Consider the following 19321-nt stretch of genomic DNA (forward strand, 5'->3'; position numbering starts at 1 on the left):
GACCCGCAAGCGGAAAACTAGTTAACTAGTACGCAAATACGAAGTATCACATTTGATAGGTTCACCATGTTACAAGAATTTAACCAAAACCATAAAGATAAAGTTTTAGAACTTTCTTCAGTAGAAGCAAGTTCAGAGCTTAATTGGTGGCGCACTTGGACAAGTTCTTGGTGGGCTAACGTGTACTTCTAGTTAAACAGTTTGTTTATAAAAAAGTCATTACTAAGCCCGCTTTCAAAGCGGGCTTTTTTAATTTGTCGAACATCTCACATTCAACTGGCGAACAAATCAACGAATTGACCACATTCTAGATTGGGTGAACAGTCTCTTTATGCGACTATGTGCGACAGGAAATTTAAAGAATCATAAAGGAGGTCTTGTGAACAAGGCCATTGAAATCAAAAAGCTGGGAACTATTGAGGTTATCAATACTTCCGTTCCTTACTCGCAAGATCCGACCCGTGTTTTTCATAGTTTGTGTGAAAACAAAACGGATAGCTTGCTGTTGGAGTCCGCTGAGATTGAATCCAAGCAGAACCTGACAAGCCTACTCCTTATCGACTCTGCTGTTCGCATCGTATGTCGCGGACATGAAGTCACCTTTCAAGCATTGACTGAAAACGGCCAAGCGCTTATCGAACATCTCACTCAAAACGTGAAAGCAGAAATTCCATCGGATCTTACTGATAACGTTTTGACGCTGACTTTTGTCGAACCAAGCAACGAATTAGATGAAGACTCACGTTTAAAAGAAGCCTCTTCTTTCGATGCGTTGCGTTTGGTTCAACACAGTTTTGAACAAGATGCTAATAATAAGCACGCGTTATTCATGGCAGGCTTATTCGCTTACGACATCGTGGCGAATTTTGAACCGCTAGGAGATGCCCAAGCAACCAATAATTGTCCTGATTTTGTTTTCTACGTCGCTGAAACACTCTTGCGTTTCGATCACCAAGCGAACGAAGGCCTACTTCATGCGAGCGTGTTCGCTCCCGATGACAGTATCAAAGTGCAATTAACGGAGCGTCTAGCGGACATTCAAACACAGTGTCAATCACTGAAAGTTATCACAGAAGTTACGCCGCTCGACAACGTTGAAGCGGTACCCAGCGTTTCAGACGAAGACTTCTGCCAAACGGTTCGTGACTTAAAAGAGTATGTCGTTAAAGGTGATGTATTCCAAGTGGTACCTTCACGCCGCTTCACTCTACCTTGCCCTGCGCCACTGGCGGCTTATAAAGAACTCAAACAAAGTAACCCAAGCCCTTACATGTTCTACATGCAAGATGAGCTATTTACTCTGTTCGGAGCTTCGCCAGAAAGTGCACTGAAATACGAAACTGAAACCAACCAAATTGAGATCTACCCAATTGCGGGTACTCGCCCTCGTGGTAAGCGCCCAAATGGCCAAATCGATTTTGACCTAGATAGCCGCATCGAGCTTGAACTGCGTACCGATAAGAAAGAAAACGCGGAACATATGATGCTCGTCGACCTCGCGCGTAACGATGTGGCACGTATTGCCGAAGCAGGTACTCGCCACGTTGCTGACTTACTGAAAGTTGACCGCTACAGTCATGTAATGCACTTAGTTTCTCGCGTTGTTGGTCAGCTGCGTGAAGATTTGGACGCCCTGCACGCTTATCAAGCTTGTATGAACATGGGCACGCTAACGGGCGCACCAAAAATCCGCGCAATGCAGCTTATTCGTGATGTAGAAAAAACACGTCGTGGTAGCTACGGTGGTGCCGTCGGTTATCTAACCGGTGAAGGGACTCTGGATACGTGTATCGTGATTCGCTCAGCTTACGTTGAAAATGGTGTGGCCCAAGTTCAAGCCGGCGCTGGTGTGGTATTCGACTCCGACCCACAAGCAGAAGCCGATGAAACTCGCGGCAAGGCACAAGCGGTCATCTCTGCGATTCAAGCCGCTCACACTAAGAGCTCTGCTAAAAATCAACACTCATCAAATAAGAAGGAGTCGTAATCATGGCTGATATTGTATTCATCGATAACTTCGACTCATTCACTTACAACCTTGTAGATCAATTCCGCTCATTGGGTCACAACGTAAAGATTTACCGTAACAACATCTCTGCCAAGGTAGTGGAAGCCGCGATCAACGAACTCGACAACCCGGTAGCCCTACTTTCACCAGGCCCAGGAGCTCCAGCGGATGCGGGCTGTATGCCAGAGCTGATTCAGCTGCTCAAAGGCAAAGTACCTATGATTGGTATTTGTTTAGGCCACCAAGCGATCGTTGAAGCTTACGGCGGCACCGTTGCAGGCGCCGGCGAAATCATTCATGGTAAGGTGTCGATGATGGAACACCAAAATCATGCGACTTACCAAGGCTTACCTTCACCACTGGCTATTGCTCGTTATCACTCATTGGTTGCCACGCATGTATCCGATAGTCTGACGGTTACCGCTGAAGTCGATGGTTTGGTGATGTCTGTGGTTCAAGAACAAGACAAGGTTTGTGGATTCCAATTCCACCCTGAATCAATTATGACGACCTACGGTGCAACGCTTCTAGCGAACGCTATCGAATGGGCTCTTGAGAAAAAGACGATATAGGAAACGATCATGGAACAGATTAATAAACTTTACGAACAGCAGTCTCTTACTCAAGAAGAAAGCCAACAGTTGTTTGATGTGATCATCAAGGGCGAACTTGACCCTATCTTGATGGCTTCTGCGCTGACGGCACTGAAAATCAAAGGCGAAACGCCCGATGAGATCGCAGGTGCAGCGAAAGCACTGCTGGCCAATGCAAACCCGTTCCCACGCCCTGATTACGATTTCGCAGACATCGTCGGTACCGGCGGCGACGGTCACAACACCATTAATATCTCGACGACGTCTGCATTTGTTGCCGCAGCGTGTGGCTTAAAAGTCGCCAAGCACGGTAACCGCAGTGTATCGAGCAAATCAGGCTCTTCTGACCTACTGGATTCGTTTGGTATCAATCTAGCGATGACAGCTGAAGATACACGTGCGGCTGTTGATGAGCTTGGCGTCGCTTTCCTATTTGCTCCGCAGTATCACGTTGGTGTACGTCACGCGATGCCGGTACGTCAAACCATGAAAACGCGCACTATCTTCAATATTCTTGGCCCACTGATTAACCCAGCTCGCCCGAACATCGAACTAATGGGGGTTTACAGCAAAGAACTCGTTCGCCCTATCGCAGAAACCATGCTGCAAATGGGCATCAAGCGTGCTGCGGTTGTTCACGGTAGCGGCCTAGATGAAGTGGCGATTCACGGCGAGACTATCGTTGCTGAAATTAAAGATGGCGAGATTCACGAATACACAGTGACACCGGCTGACTTTGGTTTAAACACCCACCCTCTTGAAGCGATTAAGGGCGGCGAGCCAGCAGAGAACAAAGCCATCACAACCGATATCCTGACCGGTAAAGGCAGTGATGCTCAAGTTGGCGCCGTCGCGGTCAACGTTGCGCTACTGATGCGCCTATTTGGTCACGAAGATCTAAAAGCCAATGCACAACAAGCGATTGATGCAATGAACTCAGGCAAAGCATACGAGCTGGTACAAAAGCTTGCTGCACACGCCTAACGAACGACGAGACAAAGAACATGACACAGACTACCGATAAACTGTCGACCCACGTTTCAGTCAAAGATACTGAAATGGCGGAAGTATTAGCCAAAATCGTTCGAGATAAATACCAATGGGTTGAAGCGCGTAAGCAGGCTCAACCATTGGGCGAGTTTAAAGCATCATTAACCACGACAGACCGCAGCTTTTATGATGCTCTGAGCAGCGAACAAACGGTTTTCATCACTGAATGTAAAAAGGCCTCTCCGTCGAAAGGGTTAATCCGTGACGAGTTTGATTTGGACTACATCGCATCGGTGTACAACAACCACGCCAATGCGATTTCAGTGCTGACCGACGAAAAGTACTTCCAAGGTGACTTTGAGTTTTTACCTAAAGTTCGCAGCGTTGCTAAGCAGCCTATCCTGTGTAAAGACTTCATGGTCGATACCTACCAAGTGTACTTAGCCCGTCACTATTCTGCTGACGCCATCTTGCTGATGCTATCGGTATTGAATGACGAAGAGTACCAAGCGCTGGCTGACGTTGCTCACTCACTCAACATGGGGATACTCACCGAGGTCAGCAACGAGCAAGAACTTCACCGTGCTGTCGCTTTAAATGCAAAAGTAATCGGCATTAATAACCGAAACCTTCGTGACCTTTCGACGGATTTAAATCGCACTAAAGCGCTGGCACCGCTGATTCGTGAACTGGCTCCAAACGCAGTGCTGATTTCAGAGTCTGGCATCTACACACATCAACAAGTTCGTGACCTTTCAACGTTTGCAGATGGCTTCCTAATCGGTAGCTCTCTAATGGCGGAGAAGAACCTTGAACTTGCGGTGCGTAAAGTCACGCTGGGCGAGAACAAGGTGTGTGGCCTAACCCACCCAGACGATGCAGCAAAAGCGTATCAAGCTGGTGCGGTATTCGGTGGTCTGATTTTCGTTGAAGCATCTAAGCGTTATGTGGATATCGAAGCGGCTCGTTTAACCATGAGCGGCGCACCCTTAAATTACGTCGGCGTGTTCCAAAATCACAGCGTAGCAGACGTGACGAAAACGGTGTCTGAGCTCGGTCTGTTTGCTGTGCAACTGCACGGTGACGAGTCTCAAGCGTTTGTCGATGAACTAAAACAGTCACTACCTGAATGTGTTGAGATTTGGAAAGCTTACGGTGTTGATGCTGATGCTGATGCTGATGCTGAAGGCTCGCTGCCAGAATTACTGGAAAGCAACGTGACTCGCCACCTGTTAGATACTAAAGTGGGAGCTCAAACGGGTGGTACAGGCCAAGCATTCGACTGGAGCCTCATCAACAATCAAAGTGCAATCATGTTGGCGGGTGGTCTAAACCCAGACAATGCGAACCAAGCGGCTAAATTGGGCTGCTTAGGGTTAGACCTCAACTCTGGCGTTGAATCTGCGCCAGGTAAAAAAGATGCAGACAAGCTGCAACGCGCTTTTGCCGCGATTCGTAATTACTAAGCTTTTATACATTACGAGCCTAATAACTAGAAAACGATTTGTGGGCTTTGCCTTTTGCGAAGCTCAAACCAGATTAAATGACTTGGTGTAAATGCACATCAATAAAATTGAAGGAATAACACAATGGCTAAACTTGATGCCTACTTTGGTGAATACGGTGGTCAATACGTACCGCAGATCCTAGTACCAGCACTAGACCAACTAGAACAAGCGTTTATTGATGCACAAGCCGATCCTGAGTTCCGCAGCGAATTCATGACTCTCCTGCAAGAGTACGCGGGGCGACCAACGGCACTAACGCTCACTCGCAATCTGACTAAAGGTACAAAAACGAAACTGTACCTAAAACGTGAAGATCTCCTTCACGGCGGTGCTCACAAGACAAACCAAGTACTCGGTCAAGCGCTGCTTGCTAAACGTATGGGAAAAAATGAAATCATTGCTGAGACTGGCGCGGGTCAGCACGGCGTTGCAACCGCTCTAGCTTGTGCTCTACTCGGCCTTAAGTGTCGTGTTTACATGGGTGCAAAAGACGTTGAACGTCAAAGCCCAAACGTGTTCCGCATGAAACTCATGGGCGCAGAGGTTATCCCTGTTCATTCTGGCTCTTCAACGCTAAAAGACGCATGTAACGAAGCGCTACGTGACTGGTCTGCAACTTACGAAAAAGCGCACTACCTACTGGGTACTGCGGCTGGCCCTCACCCATTCCCAACGATCGTTCGAGATTTCCAGCGCATGATTGGTGAAGAAACCAAAAACCAGATCCTAGCGCGTGAAGGTCGCCTTCCAGATGCGGTTATCGCTTGTGTCGGTGGTGGTTCAAATGCTATCGGTATGTTCGCTGATTTCATTGAAGAAGAGTCCGTTCGTCTAATCGGCGTAGAGCCTGCTGGTAAAGGTATCGATACCGACCAACACGGTGCGCCACTTAAGCATGGTAAAACAGGCATTTTCTTTGGTATGAAAGCACCACTGATGCAAGATGAAAATGGCCAAGTAGAAGAATCTTACTCAGTCTCCGCAGGGCTTGATTTCCCATCCGTTGGTCCGCAACACGCTCACCTAAATGCCATTGGCCGCGCTGAATACGACAACGTAACCGATGACGAAGCACTGGAAGCGTTCCAATTGATTGCACGTAAAGAAGGTATTATTGCTGCGCTAGAGTCGTCCCATGCAGTGGCTCATGCCGTTAAAATGGCCCACGCTGATCCAGAGAAAGAGCAGCTATTAGTGGTTAACCTATCTGGCCGTGGTGACAAAGACATTTTCTCAGTACATGAGATTCTTAAAGAGAAAGGAGAATTATAATGGATCGCTATCAATCACTCTTCACTCGCTTAGCGGAAAAGAATCAAGGCGCATTCGTACCATTCGTAACGGTTGGCGATCCTAACCCAGAGCAATCACTTAAGATTATGGAAACCTTAGTTGAAGCTGGTGCTGATGCGCTAGAGCTTGGTATTCCATTCTCTGATCCACTGGCTGATGGCCCAACAATCCAAGGCGCAAACATTCGTGCGTTAGAGTCAAAAGTCACACCCAATGTGTGCTTCGATCTTATTGGTCAAATTCGCGCTAAATACCCAGAACTGCCAATCGGCTTACTGATGTACGCAAACTTGGTCTATGCGCGTGGTATCGAGAACTTCTACCAGCGTTGTGCTAATGCAGGTATCGATTCAGTATTGATTGCGGATGTACCCACCAACGAGAGCGGCGAGTTTGTTGCTGCAGCTAACAAGTTTGGCGTTCACCCAATCTTTATTGCTCCACCAACAGCAAGTGATGAGACGCTTCAATCGGTGTCTGAGCTCGGTGGTGGCTACACCTACCTACTTTCTCGTGCTGGCGTAACGGGTGCCGAAACCAAGGCAAACATGCCCGTAACGGCGCTGCTTGACCGCTTAAACCAGTTCGATGCACCACCAGCACTGCTTGGATTCGGTATCTCTGCTCCAGAGCAAGTAAAAGAAGCAATCGAAGCGGGCGCTGCCGGGGCTATCTCTGGCTCAGCAGTTGTGAAAATCATTGAAAACCACATTGAACAACCAGACGCGATGCTTAAAGCATTGGCTGAATTTGTGACGCCAATGAAAGCCGCAACGCAGCAATAAGCAATAAGCAATAAGCAATAAGCTCCCACTCGTGCGACGATTTGCACTGTGGGAGTTTTTCTTTAAACATACGCTCCCCCTATTAATTGTTACAGACTTGATCTAAACAGCACTTCACACAAACCCACGGCACGCCAATAACACCTCATCAAAACATAGTTTCAATTTATAAATCATAATGGTAAATCCACAAGCAAACGTTTGCCTTGAGCAATAAAACACCGGCTCATTTCGGATTATCGACTTTTAATGATATTTCACATTCGCTGATATTGATAAATGTAAAGGATACGTGTAAAACTCTTCGCGAAATATTTATCCAATGCGAAATCATACGTTGGTGAGTAATTCTGGGATTTTTATATTTAGTAGCACGGAGGTTATGGAAGTGTTAAAAGAAAAGAATTTACTAAGCAACATCGGCATTCAAGTCGTGATTGCTATGATCATCGGTACCGCAGTTGGTGCGATGATGGGCCACAACGCAACAATGTTCGCTCCTCTGGGGGCTATCTTTATCAACTTGATCAAGATGCTGGTCATTCCGCTTGTGGCGGTTGCGCTAATTTCAGGTGCCGCAGGTCTAGGCAATAGCTCATCAGCCGGTAAAGTGGGGATCGCAACACTGGGTTACTTTGCACTGACGTCTGCGCTTGCTGTCGCACTAGCGCTAGTCATGGGTGAAGTGTTCGAACCGGGTCATGGTATCGATGTAACGGGTGTTCAAGGCATGTTCTCTTCTGAATACGCTGCGAAAGGTGAACTTCCAACGTTCTGGGCAACCATCACAGGCATGATCCCTACCAACGTTTTTCAATCATTGAATGAAGCAAACATTCTACAAATTCTCGTTTTCTGCTTATTCTTTGGTATCGCAATTTCTAAACAAGCGAAAGAAAAACGTGATCCAATCATCAATGGTGTAAACACGATTGTTGACGCTATGGTTTGGATGATTAACAAAGTTATGATCATCGCTCCACTTGGCGTGTTCGGCCTAATGGCAGAAGCTGTGGGTACATTCGGTTTTGGCGCGCTTATGGTTGTGTTCAAACTGTTCGTTGTCTACATCGCTGCGATTGCGATCTTCGGCTTTGTGGCTTACCCACTGATGATTCAAATCTTCACTAAGACTTCTGCGAAAAAGTTCCTTGTTGCAATGAAGAAACCTCAAGCGGTTGCCCTATCAACAGCTTCTTCAATGGCGACGCTGCCAGTAACAATGGACACCGTTGAAAACGAGCTTGGTGTAAGAAAATCTACGGCTTCATTTGTTCTACCACTTGGTGCAACAATCAACATGAGTGGTAACGCAATTTACTACGGTCTGGTTGCTGTCTTCTTCGCACAACTGTTCAACATCGACCTATCGTTGGGTGCTTACGTTGCTATCATCATAACCTCTACACTGGGTGCGGTTGGCCAAGCCGGTGTTCCTGGTCCTTCATTCTTAGTTGTTGCGGTACTACTTGCAGCCGGTATTCCAATCGAAGGTCTACCTCTTCTATTCGCTCTAGACCGTATTTTCGATATGATCCGTACGGCTCTGAACATCACGGGTGATGCAGCATGTGCAGTGATCGTTGATTCTCTAATCAAAGACGATGTGAAAGAAGCTGAACTGCAAAAACAGCAAGCGTAATAATTAAACGCTAAGTGGGTGGTGGCTTAAATTGGCACCACCAACCATGAATGAAAAATCCGAGAGCTTGACCGCCCTCGGATTTTTTTTATTTTTGGTATTGCCACTGGTTAGGCATTCATCTATAGACCAATCCGCGCCAAAGATATCAAACGTGACGTAATTAGAGATTGTCTTATCATCAATGTACAGTCGATCGTCAGAATGAGAAATTCACTATTCTCAAAATGAAACTATTTTATCTCTGTTACGTATTGATTGTCAGAGAATAGAACCTACCTTCCTTTAACTATATGAAAAGAAATTCAATTTTATTTGGTCGGGAATTTGTTCTGTTCCGTTGGAGAAAATGGCATTCGAATTGCTTTGTCATAGGTAACCCAACCAATCTTAAGCAGGTTGCACCGATATCACTGCAGCTTGTCACGGAGGATAGGCTATGACCTTACAAAGACATACGTATTACGGCTTAATTCACCATGGAATCAAAACCCTGTTAATGGACAGAATTGGCCACTTCACTGAGCGTGAATATCACGAGTATCTTGACCTTACAACCGGTAAATCGACGTGTTTCGCGATGAGTGAGCAAGAGCTTGAAAACACCTTAGACAATTTGAAGAGCGAAGGTTACCTTGAAGATATCAAGAAGCTGATACCTCGTTATCAAACCACATCAATGCGATAACACGTTCCGACACGATAAAGCGGTTAGATGTAATTAATTGGCACCCAATTGTCTCGGGCTATTTTGCATCGAGACAAATTTGGTTAGACTGTCTGCAACTCAACTAACTGGATATTCAGTGCCACATGAAACAAATTCTTGATTTCATACCTCTCATTATTTTCTTTGCGCTTTATAAGATGTACGACATCTATACCGCAACCGGTGCTTTGATCATCGCATCCGCAGTACAAATTGTTTTGATGTACTTAATTTATAGAAAAGTAGAAAAAATGCAGGTGATCACTTTCCTAGTGGTCGCCGTGTTTGGCGGCATGACCATTTCCCTGCATGACGATAACTTCATAAAATGGAAAGTCACCATCGTTTACGCACTGTTTTCTATCGGCCTGACAGTCAGCCATCTTATGGGTAAATCAGCAATTAAAAGGATGTTGGGCAAAGAGATTACACTGCCCGACGTCGTGTGGAGCAAAATTAACTGGGCATGGACCCTATTTTTTGCTGTTTGTGCACTCCTCAATATTTACGTTGCTTTCAACCTTCCTCTCGATGTTTGGGTGAATTTCAAAGTCTTCGGCTTGCTGATCGCGACCTTTGTGTTCACTTTGCTGACGGGAGCTTATATCTATAAGCATGTACCTAAAGATCAGTTTCAGCCCAAAGATCAAGATCAGCACCAAAACGAGCAACAAGCGCTCTCAGATCAAAATACTAAAGAAAAATAGCCGATTGCTAGCAACATTATCAACCGGCTATTTGGCCAATGATGCTCATGTTCATTGGCCCGTGATTTATTTTTGTTCGCAGAAGACATGAAAGGCAAGACCGCTGCAAGTCTGATAAACACCTCTATTTTTAATTGAAAACAATCAATACCATTAAGAGTACAACAATGACTATTCAATCAACTTTAAACCCGATTGGTTCTTTACTTCTTCGCACTTTAGCGATGCCCTCTGATACCAATGCAGCAGGCCAAATATTCGGCGGTTGGATAATGTCTCAACTGGATCTGGCGGGTGGTATACTGGCGAAAGAGATCTCTAACGGCAAGATTGTCACGGTTTCAGTATCGAGTATCGAGTTCAAACAGCCAGTGTTAGTGGGTGACGTTGTGTGTGTTTATGGTGACTGTACTAAGATTGGTCGTAGTTCGATGAATATTGACTTAGAAGTATGGGTTAAACCTGTACTTGACCACGGCATCGGCGATCGTTACAAGGTGTGCGGTGCGACATTCAACTATGTCGCTGTCGATGAAAGTGGTAAGCCTCGTCCAATCAAAAAATAGTGTGTCTCATCGCGCTAGCGCATTCTAAGGTCTTTAGTCATTTTCATTAAAAAACGCTGAAGACCTTGCTCCTCTCCCACCTCATTTCACAATTTCTTCTTATTCCCTCTTCCAATAGCCATTAGTTCGCGTAAATTAACCAGATAGCAAATTTAATCGCTGTCATTCAGTGAAGTAAAATAAGGATATCTCAACATGTGGTACGTAATTTTTTCTCAAGACGTCGAAAACTCATTAGCAAAGCGCCAAAGTGTTCGCCCACAACATTTAGAACGCCTGCAAACACTTCACGATGAAGGTCGACTTCTCACAGCCGGCCCTATGCCTGCTATCGATTCCGATAATCCAGGTGAAATGGGGTTCACTGGCTCGACTGTGATTGCTGAGTTCAATTCTTTAGAAGACGCGCAAACATGGGCTGATGCAGACCCATACGTTGATGCCGGCGTCTACCAAAACGTCATCGTTAAACCATTCAAGAAAGTGTTTTAACGTGAAAAAATGGATTATTGTCTCAGTCGCTGTTGCGCTACTCTCTGGCTGTGCTTCAGCGGAGCGTGAGCAGCAAAGACAGCTGGAAATGATGGCACAAAACCGAGCGGGGGTTCTCTCTGCCGGCTTGCCGATCGAGTATGGTCCATTGTCGATCATGCGCGTGCTAGCCAAAAGCACCGTTATCGAACTTATGATGATCTACAACCAAGATGCCAAAGGGGCGAAACCTTTAAACCAAGTTGTAGAGATGAGTGTGAACAGCTATTGCACTAACTCTGAAGTAAGATCACACCTAGATATGGGACTGGCTTACAACATCAAGATTCGTAACACTCGAGGACAGTTGATGGTTGACAAGCTGATCACTAAACAGACGTGTCAGAGCAGCTAGATTCGAGATTCGAGATTCGAGATTCGAACAAGCATCAATCCCGAAGGCCTCGCATCGCGAGGCCTTTGTTTTTAGGGCGTTACATTCTAACGAAGTTATCGAGGTTTTTAACAAGCTAGGATGACCCGTTATTGACTACGATTAGTATCAAGCTTCTGCGACGGCCCACTCTTTACGTAGCGCTTTAGTGGCTGCAACTAAATTAGCAAGTGCGGCTTCTGTTTCTGCCCAATTCCGGGTTTTAAGGCCGCAATCAGGGTTTGCCCATAAGCGTTCCACCGGAATTTTCTCAGCGGCTTTCTTAAGCAAGTCGATGATCCACTCTTCTGATGGAATGTTTGGTGAGTGAATATCATAAACACCAGGTCCAATCGCATTCGGATAGTTAAACGCTTCAAACGCTTTGAGCAATTCCATATTCGAGCGAGAAGTTTCAATGGTAATCACATCGGCATCTAGCGCGGCCACAGAATCAATGATCTCATTAAACTCGCTGTAACACATGTGGGTATGAATTTGCGTTTCTTGCTTAGCGCTCGCGGCTGAAATTTTAAAGGCATCGACCGCCCACTCTAAGTATTCTGCATGGTCACGCTTTTTCAGCGGCAAGCCTTCACGAATGGCAGGTTCATCAATTTGAATAATGTTGATCCCTGCATCTTGTAGATCAGACACCTCATCACGCAGCGCAAACGCCAGTTGGTTGGTGATCTCTTTGCGAGAAATATCTTCACGTGGGAATGTCCAGCACAAGATAGTCACAGGCCCAGTCAGCATCCCTTTCATCTGCTTAGCTGTTAATGACTGAGCATACGTCGACCACTCTACTGTGATCGGTTTTTCACGTTCGATATCTGCGACCACAATCGCCGGTTTTACGCAGCGTGAACCATAGCTCTGTACCCAACCAAATTGAGTGGTTTGGAAACCAGCTAAGTTTTCTGCAAAGTACTCCACCATGTCATTGCGTTCCGCTTCGCCGTGTACAAGTACATCCAAATCTAACGCTTCTTGGCGCTTAACTGCATCGGCTATGTGACCTTTCAATGCCGTGTTGTATTCCGCTTCACTCAGTTTGCCAGTGCGGTAAGCACTGCGTTGAACACGGATCTCCCCTGTTTGTGGAAACGAACCAATGGTTGTGGTTGGTAACAACGGTAAGCCGAGTACTTCAGACTGATGCGCGGCACGTTCTGCGTATGGAGCACTGCGCTCTGCTAATGCTTTAGTTACGGTATTGATTCGAGCTTGCACTTGCGGCTTGTTCACATGTGTGGCGCTCTTGCGTGCAACAATCGGTTGGCTGTAAGTCTCACACGCCAAAATGGCATTTTGATCGCCATCCAACGCGGCCCCCAATAAACTCACCTCAGTGACTTTCTGTTTTGCAAAGGAAAACCAACTCTTCACTTCTTCGCTGAGTGTATCTTCGAGTTCAAGGTCAACCGGGCTATGCAGCAACGAACATGAACTCGCGACCCACAATTTGTCTCCCAGCTTCTCTTTGACTGGTTGCAGTTTCTCTAGTAATGCCGCTAAATCAGCTCGCCAAACATTGCGCCCGTTGATTGCCCCCGCCGATAGCACCCAACCTTCAGGTAGCTTATTCACCACTTCATCGAGTTGTTGTGGTGCCGCAGCCAAATCAATGTGTACGCCATTCACTGGCAACTTTACGATTTGATCTAACGTATCGGTCACCGAATCAAAGTAAGTAGTAAGCAATAGTTTTACATCGCCTTGAATCACTTGATACGCCAGTTTGAATGAATCGGCCCACCGGCTTTCAAGCTCTAGAGAAAGGATAGGTTCGTCGATTTGCACCCACTCAACGCCCAACTTAGTGAGTTTTGCTAAAATCGCTTGATAAGCGGTGAGAAGACGCGGAAGCAGAGACAAGCGATCAAAACCCGCTTCCACTTCTTTACCTAAGTATAAGTAAGACAGTGGGCCGAGAAGAACTGGCTTCACCTTATGCCCCGCTTTAATCGCTTCACTCACTTCGTCAAACAGTTGTGGCCAGCTCACTTCAAAGGTGTCGTCTTTACTGAACTCAGGAACAATGTAGTGGTAGTTAGTGTTGAACCACTTAGTCATGTCGGAAGCCGCAGCACCATCTTTAGCGCTTTCAGATCCATGTTTACCACCACAACAGGTGGATTGTGTTTGAGATTGTCCACGCCCAACTCGAAATAAAGTATCTAAATCTGGGAAGGCTTTTTCATCTTCTGATCCACCAGCATGACGTTTCGGCACATGACCGAGAAGCAGAGTCGTTGTTAGAACATGGTCGTACCATGCGAAGTCACCCGCCGTTGCAAAACTTAGATTCGCGTCGGCTTGTACCTTCCAGTTACGATTTCTCAATTCGCTGCCGAGCTGCTTGAGCTCAGATTGGTCAATCTCACCGCGCCAGTACTTCTCTAGTGTGAATTTAAGTTCGCGTTTTTCGCCGATACGTGGGTAACCTAAAATATGCGTTGTTGTCGTCATGAACCTGTTCCTTATTCAATAATTTTAATATCCAGTCAGACGGCCTATCCGATTAAATCTTTTCAAAGAAGGCGTCTGGATGGCTAAACTATCTACCTAATCTGAACGATGAACAACGTCCAAATATTCATCTTGTTTATTAATAATTTTCATTTTGAATAATCTTAAGATGAACGATTAGAATTCATTTGGACATCTAGACGTTTACAAGAGAGTGAAAACCCCGTAGGGTGATTATTAAGAAATATTGAATTGGCTTAGGGAATATGAGGAATACTCATGATAGAGCTTAAACACCTTCGAACATTAACCACCTTGAGAGACAGCGGCTCGCTAACGGCGACGGCAACTTCTCTCCATCTGACTCAGTCGGCACTTTCTCATCAATTGAAAGATCTTGAAGCACGTATTGGCGGCCAGCTTTTCCTCCGTAAAACTAGGCCCGTAAAATTCACCTCTGAAGGGGAGATATTGCTTAAGCTGGCAGATGAGATACAACCCAAAGTCGCGAAAGCAGAAAACGAGCTCGCGAGCCTAAAGGAGGATGTGAATGGTCGGTTGCACATGGCGATCGAGTGTCACTCGTGTTTTCAATGGTTGATGCCTGCCCTGAAAGAGTACCAAGTGGCATGGCCAACCGTCACGCTTGACTTTTCATCAGGCTTTGGCTTTGAGCCCCTACCTGCGTTAATGGCTGGCGAATTAGATTTGGTGATTACCTCTGATATCCAGCCGCGTTCTGAGGTGCACTACGAACCGCTGTTCGATTTTGAAATGCGCTTGATTACTGCTATTAACTCACCTTTAGCGGAAAAGCAGATCATTGAGCCGCAAGACCTGAGTGATATCACCATGCTCTCCTACCCTGTTCAAAAGCAGCGGCTCGATGTTGTGAAGCACTTTTTACAACCCGCAGGCGTCGACCCTAAAAAATGGAAACAGGCAGACAACACGTTAATGTTGGTACAAATGGTATCGGCAGGCTTAGGGGTCGCTGCACTACCCAACTGGGCGATCAGTGAGTTTTCAAGGCAAGGGTTGATCGCCAGCAAACCATTGGGCAAAGGGCTATCAAGACGCCTATTTGCAGCAGTCAGAAATTCAGAAAAAGACAAACGTTACCTACAAGCTTTTTTTAGCACCGCAAGGCAGCAAAGTAAGAGTCACTTAGATGGGATTAAGGTTGTTTAACAGATTTCGTGTTGGGCGAGTTTGAGTAGTGTTAGCTTCACTAGGCAGCCGTCAGAAACAAGAAAGTCACAGACCATCTGTGACTTTTTTATTATCAATACAGACAATAGCGACACTTTTTCATTCACGATAGCTGATGCACTCGTCCGCTATTTATCTTGGGTAAGACTTAAACTGATTCGTCAATGGATCGTATTGGTAGCCAAGCATATCAAGCTTACCCACGACACTCTCTATATCCATTTCATACATACTGATCAGTTCTTCAAAGCTATCGCATTCTAAACGAAGTTTTTCATTCACGATGCCCAGCAAAATAATGCTATCGAAACCTTTAACGTTGCTTAAATCCATCTCGAACTCCTTACGAACACACCGACTAGAGTTAAGTTTAGAACGCTTACCCGCGCCACGCTAAAAAACCGATCACACTTCTTGACGAAAGTGAGTGATTAAAGTGCCCAAACTGGCGTTAAACCAACGACGGCCGCCAATAACATCAGCAACGAAATCGTCAACTGTAATTTTTCAGGCGTTTTAACGAACAATAAATGCCAACACCACACCACGATAGACGAGATCAACAAAGCAAAACTAAATAACAATGTTGAAATCACCGGTTCCAGTTGTGCCTCAGGCAGTGAATAAACATTGATCACGGTGGCTAGCACCACCAGCATGCCACTGAGTATACCCACAACAGGGAGAACACGATGAAAGGCTTGTAAGCGCGTTCTTGCAATTGTCAGCAGAAGATGGCTGAACACTGAGCCCAACAATACCACGAGTAACAAGGTCGTGATCATACCAACCGTGGTTGCTTGTTCTGTTGCTTGGATAGCTACGTATGACAGCGCTAAACCACAAGCTAGATACATCACCCAAATGGGGCCAGCGTCGCGTGTTTTGTTAGTCTGAACTTGAGAATAGAAATAGAAGATCGCAAATACGACCAGAAAAGCTTCGATCTTAAGAGAAGAAACGGCGAGCCACAGTACGCCAATCGCGGGTAACATCTTGTGAATGCGGCCACGTTGACCTGGGCAAATGTCCCCCTTCACTAAGATTAAAGTTAACATCAGTTGAGCTCCCAATAACATCGGAGCAAATTGCATTAGTAACGTTTCGACCATTATGGATCTACTTATTCAGAGATATTTTCGCGAATAATATCAAAATCTGCCCTGAACACTAATCAAAATCGCAAATTAGCGGCGTCATTCATGGCTTCAACTCGGCTTTTGTATAGCGATTTTATCCGTAAGATCACCCAAACGTCGAAAGACATCAGTACGAGCAGGGGCATGTTCTACTGGCTAGTCTAGCTTCATGCCGCTATAATTCCCGCCTCAAAAATCAGAGGTTGAAATATGTACAGCGATATCACTCCTATTCACGAACACAAAAAATACTGGGCCGAGTGTTACGGAACAGCACCCTTTCTGCCGACCAGTAGAAAGGAGATGGATGCGCTTGGATGGGATAGCTGTGACATTATTATTGTAACGGGCGATGCCTATGTCGATCACCCGAGCTTTGGTATGGCGATCATCGGCCGTCTGCTTGAAGCTCAAGGTTTCCGCGTGGGCATTATTGCTCAACCAAAGTGGGACAATAAAGATGCCTTCATGAAGCTAGGTAAACCTAACCTATTCTTCGGCATCACAGCGGGTAACATGGACTCCATGATCAACCGCTACACCTCTGATCGAAAATTACGTCACGATGATGCTTACACACCGAACAATGAAGGTGGCAAGCGTCCTGACCGTGCAACTCTGGTTTATTCTCAACGTTGTCGTGAAGCTTACAAAGGCACGCCAATCGTACTTGGTGGTATTGAGGCGAGTTTGCGTCGTGTGGCTCACTACGACTACTGGTCGGATAAAGTTCGTCGCTCTGTATTGTTTGATGCAAAAGCGGACATTCTTCTTTTTGGTAACGCTGAGCGTGCACTGGTTGAAGTGGCACACCGCATTGCCGATGGCGAAGACATGTCTACGCTGACCGATATTCGTGGTACTGCTATCAATCTCCCTGCGGCCCCTGAAGGCTTCAAGATCATTGACTCTTCTCGTATCGAAAAGCCGAACAAAGCGTACGTTCCGGTAAACCCATACGAAGTTGAAACCCAGTGTGATACCAAGAAAGACGAAAAAGAAGAAGTAAAAGCGCAACCTATTACTATTCGCCCTTCTCGTCACGATGCAAAAACAACAGCGGTGCGTATCCCAGGTTACGAAAAGCTAAACAATGACCGTATTCTTTACGCTCACGCTAGCCGTATTCTGCACCTTGAGACAAACCCGTACTCAGGTCGTGCTCTGATTCAACGTCACGGTGATCGCGAGCTTTGGGTTAACCAAGCGCCCATTCCATTGACTACAGAAGAGATGGATTACGTGTTTGGCCTTGCTTACAAGCGTGTTCCGCACCCAATGTACGGCAAAGCGAAAATCCCGGCATACGACATGATCAAAACCTCGGTGAACATCATGCGTGGTTGTTTTGGTGGTTGCTCTTTCTGCTCAATCACAGAGCACGAAGGTCGTATCATTCAGAACCGTTCGAAAGAATCCATCTTGGATGAAATCGAAGAGATTAAAGATAAAGTACCGGGCTTCACAGGCACCATTTCTGACTTGGGCGGCCCAACGGCGAACATGTACCGGTTAGGTTGTTCTGATCCAAAAGCTGAAATTAACTGTCGTCGTCCATCGTGTGTGTTCCCGAAAATCTGTGAAAAGCTAAACACAGACCATCAACACACCATCGACCTGTACCGCTCTGCGAGAAAAGTGCCGGGCGTTAAGAAGATCATGATCGCTTCTGGTGTACGTTACGACTTAGCGATTGAATCTCCAGAATACGTTCGTGAGCTTGTGACTCACCACGTGGGTGGTTACTTGAAGATTGCTCCAGAGCATACTGAAAAAGGCCCACTGGATCTGATGATGAAACCGGGCATGGGCACTTACGATCGTTTCAAAGAGATGTTCGAGAAGTACAGCGCTGAAGCCGGTAAAAAGCAGTACCTAATTCCTTACTTCATCTCTGCTCACCCGGGCACAGAAGATGAAGACATGCTTAACCTTGCAATGTGGCTAAAAAAGCACAACTACGAGTGTGACCAAGTACAAAACTTCTACCCATCGCCAATGTGTAATGCCACGTCGATGTACTACTCAGAGACTAACCCTCTGAAACGCGTGAAATATAAGAAGCGTGAAGATGTTCCTGTACCAAAAGGTGATCGTCAACGTCGTCTGCATAAAGCACTGCTTCGTTATCACGATCCTGAAAACTGGAAACTCATCCGTGAAGCGCTGATCAACATGGGCAAACAGCACTTAATTGGCGACAAAGCAAACTGCCTAGTACCCGCAGAAGACTTTGATGCACAAACGCCAGCACAACGTCGTAAATCTGGTCGTCACGGCTCACAGCGCTTTGCGACGAAACACAGTAAGTCGCAGCCAGGTCTGGGTGGCGAAAGCCCACGTAACCATAAACCCGGTGGCAATAAGCCTAAATCGGGCGGCAAAAAGCCAACGGGTAGCCAAGGTAACGGCAATCAGGGCAACGGAAAGCAGCACGGTAATGGTAACGCGAATAAACCAACGACTGGCTTCATTAAGAAAGGTAGTCAGCAATCGCAAGGTAATGGCAGCGGAAACGGTAAACCAAACCGTAACAAAGCGGGCAACGGCCAAGGTGGCAAACCTGCGAGTAACGGTAAAAACCGCCAGCGTGCAGCACAGCGTTAATCTGTGTTCATTCCAGTAAAAACACAAAGCGCAGCATCTCGCTGCGCTTTTTCCTATTCTGCACTTTTATCTCTCTACTAACGAAAAAGCCAATAGACTCGTAGTACCAAGTTCAATATTCAACGAAAACTTGATTTAGTTGGTTTACAGCGCTTGCAGGCTACTGGATACTTGTGCGTCCTA

18 protein-coding genes and 1 other annotated feature are annotated in these 19321 nt (G+C 46.1%); of the genes, 15 read left to right on the plus strand and 3 right to left on the minus strand.

Annotated elements, in window-relative coordinates:
• Positions 1 to 66 precede the first annotated feature (66 nt).
• The 13 genes from OCU36_RS08135 to OCU36_RS08195 all read left to right on the plus strand — a co-directional run bounded on the left by OCU36_RS08135 (position 67) and on the right by OCU36_RS08195 (position 11687).
• Positions 67 to 192 (plus strand): trp operon leader peptide, encoded by a 126-nt coding sequence (locus tag OCU36_RS08135; RefSeq protein WP_009848753.1) that lies wholly within the window; start codon positions 67 to 69, stop codon positions 190 to 192.
• Positions 139 to 253, plus strand: a sequence feature (Trp leader region). It overlaps the preceding gene by 54 nt.
• 126 nt (positions 254 to 379) lie before the next feature.
• Positions 380 to 1987, plus strand: a complete 1608-nt coding sequence (locus OCU36_RS08140) for an anthranilate synthase component 1 (RefSeq protein WP_261837541.1) — start codon at positions 380 to 382, stop codon at positions 1985 to 1987.
• Positions 1988 to 1989: 2 nt separating this feature from the next.
• The gene (locus tag OCU36_RS08145) at positions 1990 to 2580 is read left to right on the plus strand and encodes an aminodeoxychorismate/anthranilate synthase component II (RefSeq protein ID WP_261837542.1); all 591 of its coding nucleotides are present in this window, start codon (positions 1990 to 1992) and stop codon (positions 2578 to 2580) included.
• Between the two features lie 9 nt (positions 2581 to 2589).
• Complete coding sequence (trpD, locus tag OCU36_RS08150; RefSeq protein WP_261837543.1) at positions 2590 to 3585, plus strand: anthranilate phosphoribosyltransferase; 996 nt, start codon at positions 2590 to 2592, stop codon at positions 3583 to 3585.
• A 20-nt stretch (positions 3586 to 3605) separates the two neighbouring features.
• Entirely contained in the window at positions 3606 to 5057 is a 1452-nt protein-coding gene (gene trpCF, locus OCU36_RS08155; RefSeq protein ID WP_261837544.1) for a bifunctional indole-3-glycerol-phosphate synthase TrpC/phosphoribosylanthranilate isomerase TrpF, read from the plus strand.
• 123 nt (positions 5058 to 5180) lie between these two features.
• Positions 5181 to 6371 carry a tryptophan synthase subunit beta gene (gene trpB / locus OCU36_RS08160; RefSeq protein ID WP_261837545.1) on the plus strand — a complete coding sequence of 397 codons (1191 nt, stop codon included), beginning with the start codon at positions 5181 to 5183 and terminating at the stop codon, positions 6369 to 6371.
• Positions 6371 to 7177, plus strand: a complete 807-nt coding sequence (gene trpA / locus OCU36_RS08165) for a tryptophan synthase subunit alpha (protein ID WP_261837546.1) — start codon at positions 6371 to 6373, stop codon at positions 7175 to 7177. The genes trpB and trpA overlap by 1 nt, the downstream gene beginning before the upstream one ends.
• A gap of 382 nt (positions 7178 to 7559) precedes the next feature.
• Positions 7560 to 8819: a dicarboxylate/amino acid:cation symporter gene (locus tag OCU36_RS08170; RefSeq protein WP_261837547.1), complete on the plus strand. Its 1260-nt coding sequence runs from the start codon at positions 7560 to 7562 to the stop codon at positions 8817 to 8819.
• A gap of 439 nt (positions 8820 to 9258) precedes the next feature.
• Entirely contained in the window at positions 9259 to 9507 is a 249-nt protein-coding gene (locus tag OCU36_RS08175; RefSeq protein ID WP_108223933.1) for a hypothetical protein, read from the plus strand.
• Positions 9508 to 9632: 125 nt separating this feature from the next.
• Positions 9633 to 10235 (plus strand): septation protein A, encoded by a 603-nt coding sequence (locus OCU36_RS08180; RefSeq protein WP_261837548.1) that lies wholly within the window; start codon positions 9633 to 9635, stop codon positions 10233 to 10235.
• Positions 10236 to 10402: 167 nt separating this feature from the next.
• Complete coding sequence (yciA, locus tag OCU36_RS08185; protein ID WP_261837549.1) at positions 10403 to 10801, plus strand: acyl-CoA thioester hydrolase YciA; 399 nt, start codon at positions 10403 to 10405, stop codon at positions 10799 to 10801.
• 195 nt (positions 10802 to 10996) lie between these two features.
• On the plus strand, positions 10997 to 11293 hold the full coding sequence (locus OCU36_RS08190; RefSeq protein ID WP_261837550.1) for a YciI family protein: 297 nt from the start codon (positions 10997 to 10999) through the stop codon (positions 11291 to 11293).
• A gap of 1 nt (position 11294) precedes the next feature.
• Positions 11295 to 11687 carry a GspS/AspS pilotin family protein gene (locus OCU36_RS08195; RefSeq protein WP_261837551.1) on the plus strand — a complete coding sequence of 131 codons (393 nt, stop codon included), beginning with the start codon at positions 11295 to 11297 and terminating at the stop codon, positions 11685 to 11687.
• A gap of 147 nt (positions 11688 to 11834) precedes the next feature.
• Here OCU36_RS08195 and metE read toward each other — a convergent pair whose 3' ends face one another.
• A complete protein-coding gene (gene metE, locus OCU36_RS08200) occupies positions 11835 to 14180 on the minus strand; it encodes a 5-methyltetrahydropteroyltriglutamate--homocysteine S-methyltransferase (protein ID WP_261837552.1) in 2346 nt (781 codons plus the stop codon).
• Between the two features lie 279 nt (positions 14181 to 14459).
• Here metE and OCU36_RS08205 point away from each other — a divergent pair, with 279 nt between their 5' ends.
• A complete protein-coding gene (locus OCU36_RS08205; protein WP_261837553.1) occupies positions 14460 to 15371 on the plus strand; it encodes a LysR substrate-binding domain-containing protein in 912 nt (303 codons plus the stop codon).
• Positions 15372 to 15524: 153 nt separating this feature from the next.
• Here OCU36_RS08205 and OCU36_RS08210 read toward each other — a convergent pair whose 3' ends face one another.
• Positions 15525 to 15725, minus strand: coding sequence for a DUF4250 domain-containing protein (locus OCU36_RS08210; RefSeq protein ID WP_004736508.1), 201 nt, complete (start codon positions 15723 to 15725; stop codon positions 15525 to 15527).
• A gap of 98 nt (positions 15726 to 15823) precedes the next feature.
• The gene (locus OCU36_RS08215; RefSeq protein WP_261837554.1) at positions 15824 to 16504 is read right to left on the minus strand and encodes a hypothetical protein; all 681 of its coding nucleotides are present in this window, start codon (positions 16502 to 16504) and stop codon (positions 15824 to 15826) included.
• Between the two features lie 330 nt (positions 16505 to 16834).
• Here OCU36_RS08215 and OCU36_RS08220 point away from each other — a divergent pair, with 330 nt between their 5' ends.
• Positions 16835 to 19138 carry a YgiQ family radical SAM protein gene (locus tag OCU36_RS08220; RefSeq protein WP_261839715.1) on the plus strand — a complete coding sequence of 768 codons (2304 nt, stop codon included), beginning with the start codon at positions 16835 to 16837 and terminating at the stop codon, positions 19136 to 19138.
• The last annotated feature ends 183 nt before the right edge of the window (positions 19139 to 19321 follow it).

Source organism: Vibrio artabrorum, assembly GCF_024347295.1.
GTDB classification, from domain to species: domain Bacteria; phylum Pseudomonadota; class Gammaproteobacteria; order Enterobacterales; family Vibrionaceae; genus Vibrio; species Vibrio artabrorum.

Excerpts from the sequence above, each read along its gene's own strand:
- OCU36_RS08170 (WP_261837547.1), top strand. The coding sequence starts at position 7,560 with ATGGAAGTGTTAAAAGAAAAGAATTTACTAAGCAACATCGGCATTCAA.
- yciA (WP_261837549.1), top strand. The coding sequence starts at position 10,403 with ATGACTATTCAATCAACTTTAAACCCGATTGGTTCTTTACTTCTTCGC.
- OCU36_RS08210 (WP_004736508.1), bottom strand. The coding sequence starts at position 15,725 with ATGGATTTAAGCAACGTTAAAGGTTTCGATAGCATTATTTTGCTGGGC.
- OCU36_RS08180 (WP_261837548.1), top strand. The coding sequence starts at position 9,633 with ATGAAACAAATTCTTGATTTCATACCTCTCATTATTTTCTTTGCGCTT.
- metE (WP_261837552.1), bottom strand. The coding sequence starts at position 14,180 with ATGACGACAACAACGCATATTTTAGGTTACCCACGTATCGGCGAAAAA.
- trpA (WP_261837546.1), top strand. The coding sequence starts at position 6,371 with ATGGATCGCTATCAATCACTCTTCACTCGCTTAGCGGAAAAGAATCAA.
- trpCF (WP_261837544.1), top strand. The coding sequence starts at position 3,606 with ATGACACAGACTACCGATAAACTGTCGACCCACGTTTCAGTCAAAGAT.
- OCU36_RS08190 (WP_261837550.1), top strand. The coding sequence starts at position 10,997 with ATGTGGTACGTAATTTTTTCTCAAGACGTCGAAAACTCATTAGCAAAG.
- trpD (WP_261837543.1), top strand. The coding sequence starts at position 2,590 with ATGGAACAGATTAATAAACTTTACGAACAGCAGTCTCTTACTCAAGAA.
- OCU36_RS08205 (WP_261837553.1), top strand. The coding sequence starts at position 14,460 with ATGATAGAGCTTAAACACCTTCGAACATTAACCACCTTGAGAGACAGC.
- OCU36_RS08175 (WP_108223933.1), top strand. The coding sequence starts at position 9,259 with ATGACCTTACAAAGACATACGTATTACGGCTTAATTCACCATGGAATC.
- OCU36_RS08135 (WP_009848753.1), top strand. The coding sequence starts at position 67 with ATGTTACAAGAATTTAACCAAAACCATAAAGATAAAGTTTTAGAACTT.
- trpB (WP_261837545.1), top strand. The coding sequence starts at position 5,181 with ATGGCTAAACTTGATGCCTACTTTGGTGAATACGGTGGTCAATACGTA.
- OCU36_RS08145 (WP_261837542.1), top strand. The coding sequence starts at position 1,990 with ATGGCTGATATTGTATTCATCGATAACTTCGACTCATTCACTTACAAC.
- OCU36_RS08215 (WP_261837554.1), bottom strand. The coding sequence starts at position 16,504 with ATGGTCGAAACGTTACTAATGCAATTTGCTCCGATGTTATTGGGAGCT.
- OCU36_RS08220 (WP_261839715.1), top strand. The coding sequence starts at position 16,835 with ATGGATGCGCTTGGATGGGATAGCTGTGACATTATTATTGTAACGGGC.